The 18,264-nt window shown below is 40.2% G+C and carries 16 protein-coding genes; 3 read left to right on the forward strand and 13 right to left on the reverse strand.

The genetic code is table 11. From position 1 onward, the window contains the following. From HMPREF1535_RS20285 to HMPREF1535_RS20335, 11 genes are all read right to left on the reverse strand, one after another. A complete protein-coding gene (locus tag HMPREF1535_RS20285; protein ID WP_046147303.1) occupies window positions 1-783 on the reverse strand; it encodes a phosphocholine cytidylyltransferase family protein in 783 nt (260 codons plus the stop codon). Continuing rightward, complete coding sequence (locus tag HMPREF1535_RS20290) at window positions 780-1,448, reverse strand: gamma-glutamyl-gamma-aminobutyrate hydrolase family protein (protein ID WP_052716757.1); 669 nt, start codon at window positions 1,446-1,448, stop codon at window positions 780-782. The genes HMPREF1535_RS20285 and HMPREF1535_RS20290 overlap by 4 nt, the downstream gene beginning before the upstream one ends. Next, the gene (locus HMPREF1535_RS20295) at window positions 1,448-4,258 is read right to left on the reverse strand and encodes a PEP/pyruvate-binding domain-containing protein (RefSeq protein WP_052716758.1); all 2,811 of its coding nucleotides are present in this window, start codon (window positions 4,256-4,258) and stop codon (window positions 1,448-1,450) included. The genes HMPREF1535_RS20290 and HMPREF1535_RS20295 overlap by 1 nt, the downstream gene beginning before the upstream one ends. 27 nt (window positions 4,259-4,285) lie before the next feature. Beyond that, entirely contained in the window at window positions 4,286-5,218 is a 933-nt protein-coding gene (locus HMPREF1535_RS20300) for a UDP-glucuronic acid decarboxylase family protein (protein WP_046147305.1), read from the reverse strand. Further along, window positions 5,215-6,531, reverse strand: a complete 1,317-nt coding sequence (locus tag HMPREF1535_RS20305) for a UDP-glucose dehydrogenase family protein (protein WP_046147306.1) — start codon at window positions 6,529-6,531, stop codon at window positions 5,215-5,217. Before HMPREF1535_RS20305 ends, HMPREF1535_RS20300 begins: the two co-directional genes overlap by 4 nt. 370 nt (window positions 6,532-6,901) lie before the next feature. Continuing rightward, window positions 6,902-7,135, reverse strand: coding sequence for a hypothetical protein (locus HMPREF1535_RS20310; RefSeq protein WP_010802837.1), 234 nt, complete (start codon window positions 7,133-7,135; stop codon window positions 6,902-6,904). Between the two features lie 45 nt (window positions 7,136-7,180). Beyond that, window positions 7,181-8,752 (reverse strand): ATP-binding protein, encoded by a 1,572-nt coding sequence (locus HMPREF1535_RS20315; RefSeq protein ID WP_046147652.1) that lies wholly within the window; start codon window positions 8,750-8,752, stop codon window positions 7,181-7,183. A gap of 75 nt (window positions 8,753-8,827) precedes the next feature. Continuing rightward, on the reverse strand, window positions 8,828-9,925 hold the full coding sequence (locus HMPREF1535_RS20320; protein WP_046147307.1) for an MraY family glycosyltransferase: 1,098 nt from the start codon (window positions 9,923-9,925) through the stop codon (window positions 8,828-8,830). 571 nt (window positions 9,926-10,496) lie between these two features. Continuing rightward, on the reverse strand, window positions 10,497-11,069 hold the full coding sequence (locus tag HMPREF1535_RS20325; RefSeq protein ID WP_007656071.1) for a cob(I)yrinic acid a,c-diamide adenosyltransferase: 573 nt from the start codon (window positions 11,067-11,069) through the stop codon (window positions 10,497-10,499). Window position 11,070: 1 nt separating this feature from the next. Beyond that, entirely contained in the window at window positions 11,071-12,699 is a 1,629-nt protein-coding gene (locus HMPREF1535_RS20330; RefSeq protein ID WP_046147308.1) for a flotillin family protein, read from the reverse strand. 26 nt (window positions 12,700-12,725) lie between these two features. After that, window positions 12,726-13,220 (reverse strand): hypothetical protein, encoded by a 495-nt coding sequence (locus tag HMPREF1535_RS20335; RefSeq protein ID WP_007656066.1) that lies wholly within the window; start codon window positions 13,218-13,220, stop codon window positions 12,726-12,728. Between the two features lie 102 nt (window positions 13,221-13,322). On the opposite strand from HMPREF1535_RS20335, the gene HMPREF1535_RS20340 reads away from it, so the two are divergent. Beyond that, complete coding sequence (locus HMPREF1535_RS20340) at window positions 13,323-14,030, forward strand: DNA alkylation repair protein (protein ID WP_173012319.1); 708 nt, start codon at window positions 13,323-13,325, stop codon at window positions 14,028-14,030. Here the strand turns inward: HMPREF1535_RS20340 and HMPREF1535_RS20345 are convergent. Next, complete coding sequence (locus tag HMPREF1535_RS20345; protein ID WP_046147309.1) at window positions 14,023-15,348, reverse strand: cobyrinic acid a,c-diamide synthase CobB; 1,326 nt, start codon at window positions 15,346-15,348, stop codon at window positions 14,023-14,025. The genes HMPREF1535_RS20340 and HMPREF1535_RS20345 overlap by 8 nt on opposite strands. Window positions 15,349-15,553: 205 nt before the next feature. Further along, window positions 15,554-16,381 carry a 3-methyl-2-oxobutanoate hydroxymethyltransferase gene (gene panB / locus HMPREF1535_RS20350; RefSeq protein WP_046147310.1) on the reverse strand — a complete coding sequence of 276 codons (828 nt, stop codon included), beginning with the start codon at window positions 16,379-16,381 and terminating at the stop codon, window positions 15,554-15,556. 149 nt (window positions 16,382-16,530) lie between these two features. Here panB and HMPREF1535_RS20355 point away from each other — a divergent pair, with 149 nt between their 5' ends. Together HMPREF1535_RS20355 and HMPREF1535_RS20360 are read left to right on the forward strand one after the other, a co-directional pair. Next, on the forward strand, window positions 16,531-17,046 hold the full coding sequence (locus HMPREF1535_RS20355; protein ID WP_046147653.1) for an outer membrane beta-barrel protein: 516 nt from the start codon (window positions 16,531-16,533) through the stop codon (window positions 17,044-17,046). Between the two features lie 145 nt (window positions 17,047-17,191). After that, the gene (locus tag HMPREF1535_RS20360; protein ID WP_046147311.1) at window positions 17,192-18,259 is read left to right on the forward strand and encodes a GNAT family N-acetyltransferase; all 1,068 of its coding nucleotides are present in this window, start codon (window positions 17,192-17,194) and stop codon (window positions 18,257-18,259) included. The last annotated feature ends 5 nt before the right edge of the window (window positions 18,260-18,264 follow it).

Consider the following 18,264-nt stretch of genomic DNA (forward strand, 5'->3'; position numbering starts at 1 on the left):
CTACAGTTCTATAAAAGCTCTTATTTCTCCATTATTTGCCAACTCTGACATTCGTTCATAATCTTCATTCGTATCAAACTCTATCCAACCATTCTTATAATGACTGGCTTTCACTTGATGTTTATCTTTTATCAATGCCATTAATAAATCTGTCATATAAGCCTGACGAATATGCTTTCCGGATAACATCCAAGGTTTATCCACATAATGAGGATAGTCTCTATCTAACAAATCTGTTATAATATTCAAGCCTTCTTTGGAGAATTTAAGTAGACCTATATAACGAGCATCAATATCATCCATACACGGTGCTTCCAAACCTAATGATACTATATTATCATTTACATCTATTTCCAGACTTTCCGTGTCAAAGTCTACTTTTCCATAACGAGCCCTCCAATACGTTTTCCAGTTATCGTCTACCGCCACAACAAAATCCCCATTTGCTTGAATCATTCCCTGCAGCATTTCATGGGAAAATAAAATATCCGAATAACTGACAATTATATCATCGTCAAACTCACTCCGGGCCATCAATAAAGATTCCACCATATTAGTGGTCGCATAATTTGGATTTTCATAATACTTCACACCCTGATAATCTATTTTATCAGCAGCAAAGCCACGGACGACAATTATATCATCTATTCCCATTGAACGATAAGTTTCCAACTGACGTTCTATGATTGTCTTACCCTGAAACTCGAGCATTCCTTTAGGTAAATTCTCTGTATATTTCTTTAAGCGGGTACCTTGTCCGGCAGCTAAAATAATTGCTTTCATTTTCCTGAATATTTATTTGTTCTGTTATGTATAAAATTCTCAATCAGCAGGTCTATAAAACCTCGTGATTCATAATCTTGAATATTTCTCTCCGGATGGAATTGTACTCCTAAGGTTTTATGCGCATCAGACATAAAAGCTTCTACAACTCCATTCTCTTTATCTATGCCTATGGGAGTCAAATCTGTTGCTAACTGATTTAGGTAGACGCCGTCATTATGATAATTGTTTACATAAACTATTTCTTCTCCAAAAGAAACAGGATGATCTTCTCCTACACGCCGCAATACCGGTAAGCCAGAAAGGACAGAAATACTCCCTCCTAATAATGCATTTACATATTGCATACCACGACAAATGGCTAAAACTGGAATCTGCCTTTTTATTGCTTCTTCAAACAATGCTTTTTCTATATAATCTCTGCAAGGAGAATCCGTTTCGGGTTTAACCGGATGATAAAACTCACCGCTAAGAGAGCCTCCCCCGGTCAAAATGAGTAACTCGACATCCTGATCAAAGAGATAGCCTGTTCGGGATATAAAATTGGATACCGGATACAATTCACATCCTAAATTGCTAAAATAACGGATATAATTACTTTCAAGAGAATCAACCGGAACTCCATATTTATCTGTTCCTTCCCGTTGAGTTATTAATGTTTTCATCAAAATATCCGGGTTATTTTATTATTTCCACAATCAAGTTCTATCTTTTCCGATTTAGATACATAATCAAAAATCTTTTCGCCACAGCCTATAGCTGCCGGTAAACTAAATTCGGCACAGCGTATAGCCATATGGGAAGCTGCTCCTCCATATTTAGTTATCAAACCAACTATTCTCTTAGTAAATATCCAATCATAACCAGGATCTGCTTTAGATATAACCACAATCTTATTTTGAATATCCTGGGTATTGTTATTATCCAAATTAATCGTTTCTCCTTCCACTTTCTGAGTAGTAATAAAATTGGGGCGGGCTTCATTCTGCTCTATTATTTCCAAATCTTTATTACTTACAATCAATTCTGGTAGTATCAGCATTGACTTTTCTCTATAAATTTCTTTTCGTTTGGATATCAGAGTCGTCCAGAACTCTTTCAATTCTTGTATGGACGGATAATACTCTGCTGCATAAATATCAGCAACTTCCAAATAAGATAAATCTAAGACTGTGAGATCAATTCGGGCTCCGACTTCTTCGATCAACTCGAGAACAAGGCTCAATGATTTGGTAAATTCAAATTTGAAAGATTCCCTTTCCTCCAATGAAGCTTTTATAAAGTATAATATATCTTCTGATGATACAGAAAAATCCAACTTACACAATTGTTCTTTCAAGGAAGATTCGACCTCTGATATGGATTCATACTCTGCTGATTTAACAGATTGAGTTTTTTGTTGTCGAGTATCCTGATAAAAATCTATCCGGTCATATCGGGGGGACTGTATATCGTATGTTCCACAACGCAAATGTCCATATTTACGATTAAAATCCCTTATAGGCAATCTTCCTGAAGAAAAGGCCTTAAAATCAACCTCAAACTGAGATGCCACAGTATGGATAGAAGACATAAATAAATCCATATCCTTGCCTAAAAACAAATTCTCTTCAACCAAAGATTTACACAATGATCTCGATATAAAGGCACAACGAGCCTGCCGGGAAAATTGAGGAGTACCATATTTCTTTAATGATGATAACAGTTGGTAAATACTCTGAAGCGTCACAAAAACATTATCACATTTTAAATCTACATTTCTTTCTACTTCAAGACGGATACTTTCCAACTCCTGCAAATCATTTTTATCTGATGATAATATTCTGGAGTAATTTTCTAAAATATCATTCGTTTGATTATATAAAGTTTGTCGCAAAATATTTACTTCTTCAAAGCTAAATCCTTCATGCAATAAGTCTTTCAATCGTCTATCTGTTGAAAAGTCCAAACAACTAAAAACGATTTCAAACTCTATTTTATCATGAGACGTAGTATCTTTCAACAATTGTTTCTCATAATAGTGACAAAGTTTATTTCTAAGATTTTCTTCCAAAGCTTCCGGCGTTAAAGCCAAAAAAGAATAGTCGATAGAAATATAAGGCTTATTACCTATACGAAACATCAGATCATCCGGAACTCTTTTATATCCTAAAGGCAACAATCCCTCATTCCAGGCATGTTTGGTTATAATTTCCCGATATAAGGAATAATCAAGATTATGGGGATTCACTCCTATAATCTCAGAGGGATTCCAGAAGGCCATATCAGAAAGAAGCATCGGAACAGACGTCTGATAATTTTTTATGTTGTTATAAGCTAATAATTCTTTCTTATAGCAACGATAGAATTGTTCATCATTTTGTTTTACCTGGAATTTATAATTGGCAGCCAAAGGACGAACCTGGAAAATGACAACCTCATCATCAGATGTAACAGCAAATTCTATATCAAGTATCATCTTGTTTAACAAAGACTCCAACTCTGCCACAACAGAAAGTAACTTCTTCCATTTATTTGGAGGATTATTTTTAGCTTTCTTCCGCAAAATCCAGATTGTATTTCCCCCACTCCCACTTGTCACAGAATCTGTAGAACCTCCATCATCATAATTGATTAAATAATAAGGAAGGTTACTATCCACATCACGGGTAAATATGACTCCCGAACAAGCGACGTTCATTGTTTGACGCTGAATAAGTATTTGTTCATCCTTATAAAAATCAGTTGATTGATCATAAGAGCGAACAACCTCTCCTATCGCTTTTTTAACTTCTACCATATCAGAAGAGTTTATCCCTAAAACACTTTCAAAATGTCCTGCATTAGAGGATTCAAAGCAATCTTCTGCGACTGAAGAACTTCTAACTACAATATAATCTCCCTGAAACTTTTCCTTTATATTTTGAAATGCAGCTATGAAATCGTTCACATATTCATTTACTGTAAGTACATAAATATCTTCTATTTTCCCTTTTGAGAGAACCGGTTTCAATGCTAATAATGTATTTGCCTTGGTTGATATAAGATTTGAAGAATACTGTTTTACTCTTGCGGCTTTAGTTGTCAGACAATCTAATATATTTTGAGGAGACAATTTTTCATAATAATCAATGACTTTTACTTCCCCTCCTATTTCCTTCAGATAATTCTCACAAGGAACAAAATTTCGATCATTACCAATATAAAGTACTATCTTAGCTTCAGGAAATTCTCTATGGATCAATTGCAAATTGGGTAGCGGATCAAATGAATTTTGAAGACGTATCTCATCTATATATTTAACACCCTGCAATACAGCCAGCCGTTCTTCATAGGAAGAAACCAACGTTCCATGCCAGGAATAAATAGCGGCATCCGATATTAATCCTAAAATATGTCTATTACTAAATTTTCGGGCATCTTCAAATAAACGGATATGCCCAAAGTGTAAAAAATCTATGATGCCAAAGCTATATGATATAACCATATTTTTCATTCAATGTATTCACGTTCTAGTAGGACTTTACTTTTTTCCGAAATATCTAATTGTTTTCTTTAGTCCTTCTTCTAATTGTATTCCCGGCTCCCAGCCGTTCAACATCTTTTTTGCCAACGATATATCTGGTTTCCGTTTTTTCGGATCATCACCCGGTAATGGGCTATAAACAATCTTTGATGCCGAATGCGTCAATTCAATCACTTTTTCTGCCAGTTCCAACATTGTGAACTCTCCTGGATTTCCTGTATTAACAGGACCAATAAAATCATCACCGGTATCCATCATGCGAACCATTGCTTCAATCAAATCATCCACATATTGAAAACTTCGGGTTTGAGTTCCATCCCCATAAATTGTGATATCCTCTCCTTTCAATGCTTGTACTATGAAATTTGAAACGACACGTCCGTCATTCGGATTCATTCGAGGACCATAGGTGTTGAATATCCTAATGATTTTAATCCGCACACCATTCTGACGATGATAATCCATAAACAATGTCTCGGCTGCGCGTTTGCCTTCATCGTAGCAGCTACGAATACCGATCGGGTTCACATTTCCCCAATAAGATTCGACCTGAGGATGAACTGCCGGATCACCATACACTTCACTAGTCGAAGCCTGGAGAATCTTTGCCTTGGTTCGTTTGGCTAATCCCAACATATTCATTGCCCCGTAAACGGAGGTTTTCATTGTCTTAATTGCATTATACTGATAATGGGGAGGCGATGCAGGACAAGCCAGGTTATAGATTTCATCGACCTCGGCATAATAGGGAGAAGTTACATCGTGACGAACCAACTCAAAGTTGTCATACTGTAACAGGTGACGAATATTATCCTTACTGCCGGTAAAATAATTATCCAGGCAAATCACATCGTTGCCTTCTTTCACCAAACGTTCGCATAGATGAGAGCCGATAAAACCGGCTCCGCCCGTTACTAATACTCGTTTCATTTCTGTCCGATTCTTGAATAAGTAAAACCTAACTCTTTCAATTCTTCACCATCATAAATATTCCGACCATCCACTACTACATGACTTTTCATTACTTTATGGATAACAGACCAGCTAGGAATACGGAATTGTTTCCATTCTGTCAGAAGCAACAATGCATCTGCGTCTATGACAGCTTCATACATATCTTGTGCATAAATCACAAAGTCATCAATACGCCGACGGCATTCTGCCATGGCTACCGGATCATAGACTTTTACTACAGCACCTGCTGCTAATAACCTCGCAATAACTTCCAATGCCGGAGCTTCACGCATATCATCCGTATCCGGTTTAAATGCCAATCCCCAAATAGCAACGATCTTGCCTTTCAGGTCATTATTGAAGAGTTTGTTTACTTTTTCAAAAACAATGCTTTTCTGAGTTTCATTCACATTTTCTACAGCCTCTATTACACGCATCGTATAACTATTCTCTTTGCCGGTATGTAGCAATGCTTTCACATCTTTTGGAAAACAACTGCCACCATAACCACAGCCAGCATACAAAAAATGTTTTCCGATCCGGGTATCGCTTCCAATGCCTTTACGGACACATTCCACATCAGCACCAACCCTTTCACACAGGTTAGCGATATCATTCATAAAGCTGATACGGGTAGCCAGCATAGCATTTGCTGCGTATTTCGTCATCTCCGCTGAAGGAATATCCATGAATAAAATAGGATAACCATTCAATACAAAAGGTCTGTATAAACGTTCCATCAATTTACGGGCATGGTCACTTTCAATACCAACAACCACCCGGTCAGGTGCCATAAAGTCTTTGATGGCTGCTCCTTCTTTCAGAAACTCAGGATTGGATGCCACGTCAAAGGGAATAGCCACTCCACGCTTATCCAGTTCTTCCTGAATGACAGCTTTTACTTTTTGAGCCGTTCCGACCGGAACAGTACTCTTTGTTACAAGTAGCGTATATTTATTAATAGAACGCCCTACAGTGCGTGCTACATCCAGGACATATCTCAGATCGGCACTTCCATCTTCATCCGGAGGAGTTCCGACAGCACTGAAAACAATAGATACATTATCCAGGCAAGCGGTCAGATCAGTCGTAAAATGTAAACGACCGGCTTCCACATTCTTCAGGACCAGGTTTTCCAAACCGGGTTCATAGATAGGCATTACACCTCCCTGCAAAGCTTTTATCTTTGCTTCATTTATGTCCACACAGGTGACATCTACTCCCATTTCAGAGAAGCAGGTTCCCGTGACCAGGCCTACATAGCCTGTTCCTACAATTGCTATATTCATTATTGTTTGATTACAAAGGGAATATACAGTATTGATATTCCTTGGAAAACTTATTTATATAATCGTAAATAGTCTGCTATCACTTTACGTATACGGTCAGAGGACTGGTTAGAGTTTGCTATCGACAAAAGGTATATTGTCTCCTTATAGATCAAGTAGTAAATTATATTTTGCTTACAAATCAGATAACGAACCTCTAAAGTTTCAGTAGAAAATATATCATCATGAATACCCTAGTTAGGAAACTTAGTTAAGGTTTCAATATATCCCATTATATCAGTATATACACGTTGGGATACACGGCTTCCAAAATCAGTCTCTACATATTCTAATATAGAGAAAAGTCCTTCGGTAGCAAAAGATGACCAAACTATTTCCATCCCATTCGAGCCTTCACTAATTCATCTATCTGGTTATGGGATATGACCAATCCTTTATCGAAATCAGAAACAGCTTTGGATATGGCACTTCTAAACATATCTTCAGAAACAATATCCAGATAAGTGCCCCGCAAGTCAGCAGAAACATAAGCAGCAGAAGGTTCCTCCAACTTCGAAGAGTGAATATTTTCTTTTGATTTATATGGATGCGATTGTTTTGCCATTTCGTTATTGATTTTTTACAAAGCTATATAAATAAACCATTAAAATCAAAATATCACCTCTTTATTCACAACACCCCACTCTCCGACATTCCGTTCTTCTTTATTAAACGAAACACCGACCTTTATCAGTTTACGGTTATCTACTTTATAAGGCAACAAATAGCCTTTATCATCAATCTGTTTTAAGGCTTCTTCTACACTTCCATCCAACTTGAATTCGAAAACATAGATATATTCCCCGGTTTTAACAACTGCATCCGCACGACCTTTGGCACTACGAACTTCAGCATCACAGAATTGTCCCATCAACTTAAAGATCAGATAAAAAACAACCTGATAATGACGCTCTGTTTTGTCATTCAGCTCATAAGGAAAATCTGCAAAAAAAGCACGAATACGTTGCATAAAAGCATCTACATTACCCGACTCCAGCTCGTCTACAAACTTGCCGATATAAAAACCTCTTTCGTCATCAGAGATAGATGAATAAAAAGGAGTGATAAAGTTCAGGAATCCATAACGCACCTCTTCATTGGGAAATTCAAGTTTATAGAGTTTGAAACGGGCATCGTATTCTTTGATGGTCAGATATCCGCTTTGATAGATTAACGGGATCGGATTATTCTGCTCGGCACGGTATTCGGTAAAAGCCGATGCCTGTGTCTCTACACCATCGATCAGAAGGCGAAGATCGTATTCGCTTTTTTTCAATAATTCTACTAAAAAGGTGGGAGTTCCTGTCTGGAACCAATAATCGCCAAATTCTCTTTTTTCTAATGCATTTAAAGTACTAAAAGGATTGAATACTCCTTCACGGTTCGGATGGAAATGGTATCCATCGTATTGTTTAACCATTGTTTCAAATGTTTCATCCAATGAAAGAGACTGCATTTGACCTAGTTGTTCCAATTCCGGATGAAAGTTTTCGGCCAACTCCTTATGCGTTATACCACAAAGAGTAGCATAATTGTAATCAAGGCTTATGTCATTGAGCTGGTTCAAATCGCTGAAAACACTGACTTGTGCAAATTTAGTGACACCGGTCAGGAAAACAAAACGCAGATAACGATCCGTACTTTTCAGTACACCGTAAAACGCTTTCATTGTACGCCGATAGGCATCCAGCAGAGGTTCATTATTAATAGCCTGCAAAAGGGGTTTATCGTATTCGTCGATCAATACAACCACCTGACGACCGGTTTGCTCCCAAGCACGACGGATAACATAAAAGAAACGTTCTTCCGGAGCACGTAATTTCATTTCATCCCCGTAAACAGCTTCCCACATCTCTAAATATTGATTTAAAATAGCTTCCAGATCCGCTTCCGTTTCATATTTACGGGCATTCAAATCAAGATGCAACACCGGATAAGTAAGCCAATCGTGTTCCAATTTTTCAATGGCTAACCCTTGAAAAAGTTCTTTTCGTCCTTGAAAATAAGCGTCCAAAGTAGAAATCAACAAACTTTTTCCGAAACGACGAGGACGACTGAGGAAATAAGGGATCTCACTTACTGCCAAACGATAAACCAGTTCAGTCTTATCGACATACAAATAGTTTCCATTCCGAATCTTCTCGAAACTTTGTATTCCTATTGGTAATTTACGATTCGTCATCATACGCTATTTTAATCTTTGTCAAGTGTTGAACAAAGATAAACATTTATCCGGATAAAGCGGAAACCTGAAAAGTTAATAGTTAAAACGTTTTATTGATTTATTCAACCAACCTATCAACACAGACCATAACAGAATATCCAGAAAAAGAATCAGGTTGTTATTGATCGTATTAATCAGTGCCATATTCAAAACACATAAGACACAAGCCAGTCCTAAAATGCATACCACTGCTTTTTTACATGTCAGACCTGCATCCAGGCATTTATGATGAATATGATTCCGGTCGGCAATAAACAATGGTTTATGATTTCGGGCACGAATCAACATGACGCGGAAAACATCGAAAGCCGGTACTATCAACGGGGCAAAAGCGACAATGATCGCTCCTTCGAAATAAGGATGTATCTGCGGATTGACTGTTGCATAAGAGATCGTAAGAAATGCCAGCATATAACCTAATGTCAAACTACCGGTATCGCCCATAAAGATCTTCGTACAACGGTCCGCCTTCCCAAAGACGTTATAATAGAAAAATGGGAGTAATGTGCCCAATGCCGAAAAAGCAAACATGGCATATACCCACTGGCTATAATAAAGATATAAACTTCCTAAAACACTTAGGGCAATAATACTTAACCCGGAGGCCAGGCCATCGATACCGTCAATCAGGTTGATGGCGTTGATGATAAAGACTGTCATTAATATCGTAAGAGGAATTCCTATATACGGACTCAATTCGTGAATACCTGCCAACCCGTATAAGTTATTGATCCATAATCCCGCCAGAGGGAACATGGAGGCGGCTAGGATTTGTATAAAGAATTTTGTCCGATAACGTAGTCCGACCAGATCGTCTTTTATACCGGATAAATACAATAACGTGAGACCACAGATCAAGAAGAAAAATTCGGGAATGATAAAATGGAGCCTGTTTTCGGCTATTTCGAAGCCGATCAGGTAACGTAATCCGGTCACAAAAGAGAGTGAAAACAGGATTGTAGGAACAAATGAAATACCACCTAAACGGGGAATTATTCCGTCGTGAACTTTTCGTTCATTAGGTATATCAAATAGTTTTTTTCGATAAGCGACAACCAGGATACGCGGAATTATCAGGGCTGAGAGCAATATAGATAAGACTAAAGACAGGGTTGTCAATAAATAAGCCATTAATTAATACTAGTTTTTTGATATGACAAGGTTCGTCAGTCACATAAAGTGTACTCACGAACAGGATGACTAGCTAAAACGATCGTTTTTTCTAGTCATCATATTGTCCGATTTTACTATGATTAAAAAAATGTTGAAGTATTGAATTTCAAATAATAATTGAATTTCTTTGTTTGTTATATATTTTTTTTGCTTACTTTTGCGCTGACTAAAAAAAACGATCGTTTTTTCTAGTCAGTACCTATTACATATAAAAATCTAGTATACTGCATATTAACACACACTTTAAGCCATATTCTTTATATGAATAAAGTCATTTTTCAGTCAAAACCTAAAACATTAATTCCATACAATAAGTAAGGCAATAATACACTGTTTTTTATAAGTAATTAAAAAGATGAGATTTCCAGAAATAGGTTTATTTTCATAAGGAGAGTGGACGTTCCGATGATGGCAAACTTCAAAAAGAGAGGTTATATACTTCTGAAAAATAAAAAAATCTTGCAAATTCACTTTTCAATCGTGAATTTGCAAGATTTTAGAGTTTAATTTAACTATTGCCGGATATGGATTACTCTTTCTTTTTTCTTTTATAGAGGAAAGAGTTCCAACGTTCTTCGGCATGGTCCTGTTGAAACATTTCGTAACGAGCCATAGTGAAAAGTAGGTCTGAGAGGCGATTCACGAACTGCATGATTTCTTCCGGAAGCGGATCTTTCCGGTATAATGTCCATAAACGACGTTCGGCTCGACGGGCAATGGTACGTGCCAACTGCAAATGGGCGGAGATCAGGGTACCGCCGGGCAGGATAAAGAAACCATTATCCTGCATCTGTCCGGTAAGTAGATCTATTTGTTGCTCACAGAAGGACACAAGGTCCTCCGATAAACTGTTAGGGTTCTTGTCGCGGATAGCGGAAGGGGTTGCCACGTGCGACATGACAACCATCAACTCCCGTTGTATTTTACCTAAGACATCCTGCCATTCATGTTCGGGAGGTAATAAAGCCCGCACGATACCGATTTGTGCATTCACTTCGTCAAGCGTACCGTTGGCTTCGATACGGATATCGTCTTTATCAACCCGTTCGCCGCCGTGGATACCGGTACGGCCTTTATCTCCTCCCCTGGTGTAAATTCTCATATTACTTCTTCGTTGTATCTTTCTTTTCGTCTTTTTCTTCCGGACGAATGATTCCTTTTACGGTTTCGCCGATAGGCAATTTATCCAATACGCCGAGACTCGGGGCAACGGTTTTAACCAATTGATTCAGGAAATTACCGGTTGTGCCCTGGCCACCGTCAAAGACGGTGATATCGCCAAGCTGCATGTGTTCAAATGCCTTCACCTGTTCGCCGGCAATTTCTTTCCACTGGTCTACCATCTTATACTGGATAGCGATAGTCGGGTTCGATTCGGCTGCCTCAACCATTGCCTTGAAACCATCGGCTTCAGCCAGCAATGATTTCTTTTTACCTTCGGCCTCGGCTTCCAGTTTCATCTGGATGGCACGGGCTTCGGCTTCGGCCTGGGCCAAAGTTGCCTTTGCTTTCGCTTCGGCTTCGCGGATCATCTTTTCGGCCACTGCTTCAGCTTGCAGGATGGCTTCCTGACGGGCGATTTCTGCCGGAACGATCTTTTGTGCTTTCAGGGCTGATTCAACCTTTTTGGCTTTTGCTTCTTCCACTTCGCGCTGGGCGATTTCGCGGGCAGCTTGCACAGAGGCTTCCGAACGGGCTGCTGCTTCACCGGCTTGTTTGCTTGCTTCGGCCTGGGTTACTGCCAGTTCGGCATCAGACTTGGCCACTTCTTTATTTGCTTCGTTTCGTCCGACAGCGGCTTTCTTTCCGGCATCGGCCTTCTTGATTTCCATATCGGAATTTAGTTCTGCGATACGGCTTTCTTTTTCAGTATTTGCTTTTTCTATATTGATATTCTTATCTGCTTCGGCTTTGGCTACCTGCGACTCTTTCGAGGCATTGGCAACGGCAACCTGGGCAATACGTTCTTTATCGGCATTGGCAACTGATATTTCCTGTTGTTTCTTTGTCTCTGCAATAGCGATATCCTGATCTTTGCGTGTTTCGGCAACAGTCGTTTCACGTTCGCGAATCTGATTGGCAATCTTGATGGCACCGAGTTTTTCCTGTTCTTCGATATTGGCCTGTGCTTCGTTCAGGGCTTTGCTTTCAGCTTCTTTACCGAGGTTGACGATATAATTGGCGGCATCACGGATATCGCTGATATTGATGTTCATCAGGTAAAGACCGAACTTACGTAGTTCCGTATCGATATTGTCGCGTACCTTGGAAAGGAATTTATCACGGTCGGAGTTCAACTCTTCGATCGTCATATCGGCAATAACCAGACGCATCTGGCCATACACAACATCGGTAATCAGGTTCTGCTTGTCTTCCGGCTGCAAACCTAACAGACGTTCGGCTGCATTCTGCATCACTTCAGGGTCGGTACTGATCGCTACCGTAATGGTGGTCGGAACATCTACACGGATATTCTGCGCGGACAAGGCACCGGTCAGTTTACAATCAATCTGAAGAGGTTTCATGGAAAGGAACTCGTATCCCTGAATAATAGGCCATACGAAAGCGGCTCCACCGTGATAGAGTTTAGCTGATTTCTCTCCGGATGTCTTACCGTACACTACCAACACCTCGTCGCTCTTACACTTACGGTAACGGGACAATATCCCGATAAAAGAAAGAATGATAACCCCTACCAGGATGGCTACCATGATTAACATTTCCTGTGTCATAATTTAATCGTTGAGTTTATTATTTATTACTGTATATAAATTGTTCCTGATTCAACCTTGCAGATCAACGTACGGTCGCCGGTCTGGTACTTTTTTCCTTCCAGGGAACGGACTTCCACCTCACGCAAGGCTCCGTTCTGGGCGACCTGAACGATATAGCGAACTCCATCGTGTGCATAGATCGTACATTCCCGGCCCACCAGGGCTTCTGTCTTTTCCGGTTTGTTTTCTTTTTGAAGCTGATAGGCTTTCTTATAGAGAAACCATAGGATAAAAACGAAGAGCAACCCGATCAGGATGCCGATCAGGAAAGTAGAGATGGCCGTACTTTTGGCAATATACATATACCATCCGAAACCGATGCAGAAGTGGGTTAATCCTTTAAAAGATACTGCGCTGCTGAGATCGACATCAATATCCGTGTCCGTATCCAGGTCTCCGAAGAAGATAGACATGATGAACTGTATCAGAAATATGGCGGAAGCAACAACTGCGATTCCAAGAAAAATAGTATTGACCATGGCATTGAATTATTAGTTTACACGAAAATAAGGATTATTTTATTAAAACGAGCATATATAAGAAAAATATGTATGTTTGTAGTAAATATATCATATCCTCTTATGAAAACAGTCATTGAACAAGTACGCCAGGCACTGGTTGACAATATCGACGAAAAGACCCGGCAGAATGCCCAGGGTTTCTTTAAGGAAAAAATTTTGTACCACGGTGTGAGAATCCCCACGGTTAATAAGATCAGTAAGGAGTTTTATGCATTAATCAAAGAACTTCCTAAGAAAGAGATATTTACTCTTTGTGAAACTTTGTGGGAATCAGGATATTCGGAAGAATCTTATATTGCATGTAATTGGTCTTATTATCTTCATGCGCAGTATGAACCGGAGGATTTTGACGTTTTCGAAAAGTGGGTGGACAAGTATGTATCCAATTGGGCTTCCTGCGATACATTATGTAATCATACGGTCGGTACTTTTGTTGAGATGTATCCGGACTATATTTCCCGTTTGAAAGAGTGGGCGCATTCTGAGAACCGGTGGATGAAACGGGCAGCTGCCGTCACACTGATTATCCCTGCCAGAAAGGGCCTTTTCCTGAAAGATATATTTGAAATTGCCGATACTCTTTTCTATGATACGGATGATTTGGTACAAAAAGGCTACGGATGGATGTTGAAGGCTGCCAGTGAAGCATATCAGAAAGATGTATTCGACTATGTGATGGCTAAGAAAGCGGATATGCCGCGTACTTCGTTAAGATATGCGATCGAAAAGATGCCGAAAGAGATGAAAGTGTTGGCAATGGCTAGATAAGTCCGTTCAGATAGTCGATAAACCATTGGTTTCTTGACGGATCGCCCCAATAAAGGTGGGTGTATCCGGCTAAGACGTTCTTATATCTGTATAAAGGGGTAGCGACAGGGCTTCCTTTGGCTGTGCAGGCGGTAGCGACGGAAGGCAGTTCCTCTTTCTGAGGCTCAATACGGGAATAATGGAACTCGTGTCCGGTCATTACATAATCATTATAATATAATGTACGGTATCCCAGACGAAGTTTCATTTGCTCCATAGTAGCCGACTGGTTCAGTAAACCGACCATCGGAAAACTACTCCCATCCGACGATTTTATTTTATTGCATAAATACATCATTCCTCCGCATTCGGCAAGTAGCTTCCCTCCTGCTTCTGCATAATCGCGGACAGATTGAAGCATGGAACGGTTTGATGATAAACCGAGAAGGTATAATTCGGGATAGCCTCCGGGCAAGTATACAAAATCGGATTCCGGTAATACGGAATCGTGAAGCGGACTGAAAAAGGTAACTTCTCCCAGCCTGTGCAGCAATTGAATGTTCTCCTCATACGCAAAATTAAAGGCGGTATCACGAGCGATCGAGATTTTCAAAGGAGAAGGCAGCGTTTGTTCAAGCTGAACCATATGAGAGTTAGAAACAGGTTGGCAGGCGGTCAATGCCAATAGCCTGTCGATATCGACATGTTTCTCTACCAGGGCGGCTACACGGTCGGCAAATGTATCAAAACAAAATGTCTCATCCAGGGTTAAGCCCAAATGGCGGCTCGGTATCTCTACGTCGGCCTGTTTGGGAAGGTATCCTAATGCTTCGACACCGGCATCTTCACAGGCTTGTTTCAAAAAGGAATAATGAGTTTCGGAAGCTACAAAATTGAAAACGGCTCCGACAATGTTTATCTCTTTATAGAAGTTTTTGAAACCGTACAGCAAAGGGGCAACGGAATAGGCTGTACTTTTTGCGTTTACGATCAGGACGACAGGTATATTTAATGTACGCGCGATTTCAGCACTACTTCCCTGCATAGCATCGTATCCGTCAAAAAGGCCCATCACGCCTTCGGTTACCGCATAATCGGCTACCGAAGTATAGCGTCGATACAAATCACATATATGTTGTTCGGACATCATGAAACTATCCAAATTGACGGAAGGACAACCGGCGGCCATTTTATGATGGCGCGTGTCGATATAGTCCGGACCACATTTGAACGGCCGGACTTTTCCATACCGATTCTTCAACGCCCGAAGCAAACCGAGTGTAAATGTTGTCTTACCGCTTCCTGACGATGCGGCTCCGATCAGTAGATGAGATTTCATGACTTATCAGATTTAAATATCACTTTTCTCTTGATAGAAAAGTAACCAAAAGATCAAGGCTCAACCGGCTTCACCGCTTAGGCCTTTCCAAGGAAGCTGTACTTCCTCTTAGGATGGCCGACACCGATACTTATAGTAGCAAAGCAGGTGCAGCCTTGATCTTTTGACTACTTTTCCATCAAGGGAAAAGTCGGGTCAATTATTTCTAATATTGTTCCTTCTCATTCGGGAAGTCCTGTGTCTTCACATCTTCGATGTATGCCTGGACAGCACGAGTGATCTCTTCTCCGATATTAGCATATCTGCGAAGGAAACGCGGAGAGAATCCCATATTGATTCCCAACATATCGTGCATAACCAAAACCTGACCGTCTACACCTCCACCGGCACCGATACCGATAATAGGTATGCTCAGTTCGGAAGCAACACGTGCAGCCAGTTCTGCCGGAATCTTTTCCAGCACGATGGCGAAACATCCGATCTCTTCCAACAGATGAGCGTCGTCAACCAACTTCTGTGCTTCTGCTTCTTCACGGGCACGGACGGTATAAGTACCAAACTTATTAATAGACTGCGGAGTCAAACCCAAGTGTCCCATCACAGGAATACCTGCACAAAGGATACGTTCGATAGATTCTTTTATTTCACTACCTCCCTCCAGTTTAATACAGTCGGCATGCGTCTCTTTCATAACACGGATAGCGGAAGCCAAAGCCTCTTTCGAGTTTCCCTGGTATGTACCGAAAGGCAGGTCGACTACCACCAATGAACGCTGTACTGCTTTCATAACCGATTTACCATGGTAAATCATCTGATCCAATGTGATAGGAAGCGTTGTTACATTACCGGCCATTACATTCGATGCTGAATCGCCGACAAGAATAACATCCATACCAGCCTGATCGATCAGTTTAGCCATAGAATAATCGTAAGCCGTCAACATAGAAATTTTTTCTCCACGTTGTTTCATTTCCATCAGGCGATGTGTCGTCACCTTTCTTGTATCATCTAAATCCCTCTTTGCAACTGACATAATGCTTTTTGTTAATTGTTACGGCGGCAAAGTTAAGGATATTCTGTAATTAGCAAGACAAACAATAAAATATTTATGCCGTACAACATATGTTTATTTTTGTATATCTTTGCGCCCGTTTACATATAACGTTTAATATACAAGCAAAGATGAAAAAGTTAGTTTTTACTTTGGTGGTTGCATTTATGGCAATCATCAGTGCTGATGCACAGGTTTATGTAGGTGGTTCATTCAATCTTACTCACGACAAGAACGCCGATGTTACCAATTTTTCTATTGCACCAGAAGTCGGTTATAACCTGAACGAGAACTGGGCTATTGCAGCAGAGATCGGTTATACACATTTCAAATCGGACGAGGACAAGGCTAATGCGTTTAATTTCGCTCCTTATGCCCGCTTTTCATTCTTCGAAAAAGGTATTGTCCGTTTATTCCTGGACGGTGGTGTTGGTATCTCTACCTATAAAAGAGAAAGCTACGATAGCGTCAACGGTTTCGAAATCGGTATCAAGCCGGGTATTGCACTTGAAATATGCAAGAACCTGACATTTGTCGCTAAATACGGATTCGCCGGTTATCGCGATGATTATAAATATGCCAACAGTACATCCGGTATCAGCCTGAGTTCTGAAGACCTGACTTTTGGTTTCCACTACGAATTCTAATTATCAATCAAACAGGAAGAGCCTGTCTTTATCCTACTCCGGATAGGCAGGCTCTTTTTCTTTCTGAACGCCACTTCTTCAAAAAATATCCTGTTGCCCGAAATATATCATTATATTTGCATCCACTGAAATATAAGAATATAATATGGACAATTCAGATTTACTATTCCGGAAAGCAGAAGAAGCAGATATAGCACGTATCTGGGAAATCATCGGACAAGCCAAAGCGCAAATGCGACGGTTGAACAGCCATCAATGGGATGAGAATTATCCGGCACTTGAAAACATTGCCAAAGATATTCAATCGGGAAATGGATATGTCTTTTGTAATAAAGAAAATATAGCTGTTACTTATGGCGTTATTTCTTTCGACGGAGAGCCAGCCTACAAAGAAATCGACGGTAAATGGACAAACGAGCTTCCTTACATGGTGGTTCACCGACTGGCCGTAGCCGATGAGATGAAACATCAAGGATTGGCGAAACGTTTTATGTTGCAGGCGGAAGAAGTAAGCCGTAACAAGGGCATCTATGAATTTCGCATCGACACCAATTTCGACAATCAGTATATGCTCCGCTTAATAGATTCTTTGGGATTCAGTTACTCTGGAGAAGTTCCTTACAGGGGAGATAAACGCAAAGCGTTTGAAAAAAGCATCCGCCCCCACTCTTCTTCTTTCGGGATTCCGGGTTATACGATCCGGGAAGCTATTTATGAAGATGCAGAAATCATATACGAAGCGATAGATAAACATCGTGAGGATTTACGGATCTGGTTACCGTTTGTCGATGGTTTAAACAGTGTTGCGGATGAACAGTCATTCCTGGAATCTACATTAAAAGTGCCTTATAAAGAACGGGATGTCGTATATATCATTGAAAAAGGCTTTGCGATCTGTGGTCTGATCGGTTTTCATTTCTCAGACCGAACAAACCATCGTACGGAAATAGGATACTGGCTGCTTCCTGAGTTTCGGGGAAAAGGTGTTATTACACGGGCCGTCCATTATCTCTGCCAATGGGCGTTCTTTGAAAAAGATTTCAACCGCATCCAGGTACGATGTGCCGTGGGCAATCAACCCAGCAACGCCATTCCTCAACGTTTAGGCTTCACACTGGAAGGAACGGAACGTGACGGAGAATTACTTTCTTCCGGTGAATACACGGATATAAATGTATATAGTTTACTGAGGAAGGAGTTGGAGTTGAAATAATAATA

It is taken from the genome of Parabacteroides goldsteinii DSM 19448 = WAL 12034 (genome assembly GCF_000969835.1).
GTDB lineage: Bacteria > Bacteroidota > Bacteroidia > Bacteroidales > Tannerellaceae > Parabacteroides > Parabacteroides goldsteinii.

Coding starts and splice junctions, on each gene's coding strand:
- HMPREF1535_RS20285 (WP_046147303.1), bottom strand. CDS start 783: ATGAAAGCAATTATTTTAGCTGCCGGACAAGGTACCCGCTTAAAGAAA.
- HMPREF1535_RS20290 (WP_052716757.1), bottom strand. CDS start 1,448: ATGAAAACATTAATAACTCAACGGGAAGGAACAGATAAATATGGAGTT.
- HMPREF1535_RS20295 (WP_052716758.1), bottom strand. CDS start 4,258: ATGAAAAATATGGTTATATCATATAGCTTTGGCATCATAGATTTTTTA.
- HMPREF1535_RS20300 (WP_046147305.1), bottom strand. CDS start 5,218: ATGAAACGAGTATTAGTAACGGGCGGAGCCGGTTTTATCGGCTCTCAT.
- HMPREF1535_RS20305 (WP_046147306.1), bottom strand. CDS start 6,531: ATGAATATAGCAATTGTAGGAACAGGCTATGTAGGCCTGGTCACGGGA.
- HMPREF1535_RS20310 (WP_010802837.1), bottom strand. CDS start 7,135: ATGGCAAAACAATCGCATCCATATAAATCAAAAGAAAATATTCACTCT.
- HMPREF1535_RS20315 (WP_046147652.1), bottom strand. CDS start 8,752: ATGACGAATCGTAAATTACCAATAGGAATACAAAGTTTCGAGAAGATT.
- HMPREF1535_RS20320 (WP_046147307.1), bottom strand. CDS start 9,925: ATGGCTTATTTATTGACAACCCTGTCTTTAGTCTTATCTATATTGCTC.
- HMPREF1535_RS20325 (WP_007656071.1), bottom strand. CDS start 11,069: ATGAGAATTTACACCAGGGGAGGAGATAAAGGCCGTACCGGTATCCAC.
- HMPREF1535_RS20330 (WP_046147308.1), bottom strand. CDS start 12,699: ATGACACAGGAAATGTTAATCATGGTAGCCATCCTGGTAGGGGTTATC.
- HMPREF1535_RS20335 (WP_007656066.1), bottom strand. CDS start 13,220: ATGGTCAATACTATTTTTCTTGGAATCGCAGTTGTTGCTTCCGCCATA.
- HMPREF1535_RS20340 (WP_173012319.1), top strand. CDS start 13,323: ATGAAAACAGTCATTGAACAAGTACGCCAGGCACTGGTTGACAATATC.
- HMPREF1535_RS20345 (WP_046147309.1), bottom strand. CDS start 15,348: ATGAAATCTCATCTACTGATCGGAGCCGCATCGTCAGGAAGCGGTAAG.
- panB (WP_046147310.1), bottom strand. CDS start 16,381: ATGTCAGTTGCAAAGAGGGATTTAGATGATACAAGAAAGGTGACGACA.
- HMPREF1535_RS20355 (WP_046147653.1), top strand. CDS start 16,531: ATGAAAAAGTTAGTTTTTACTTTGGTGGTTGCATTTATGGCAATCATC.
- HMPREF1535_RS20360 (WP_046147311.1), top strand. CDS start 17,192: ATGGACAATTCAGATTTACTATTCCGGAAAGCAGAAGAAGCAGATATA.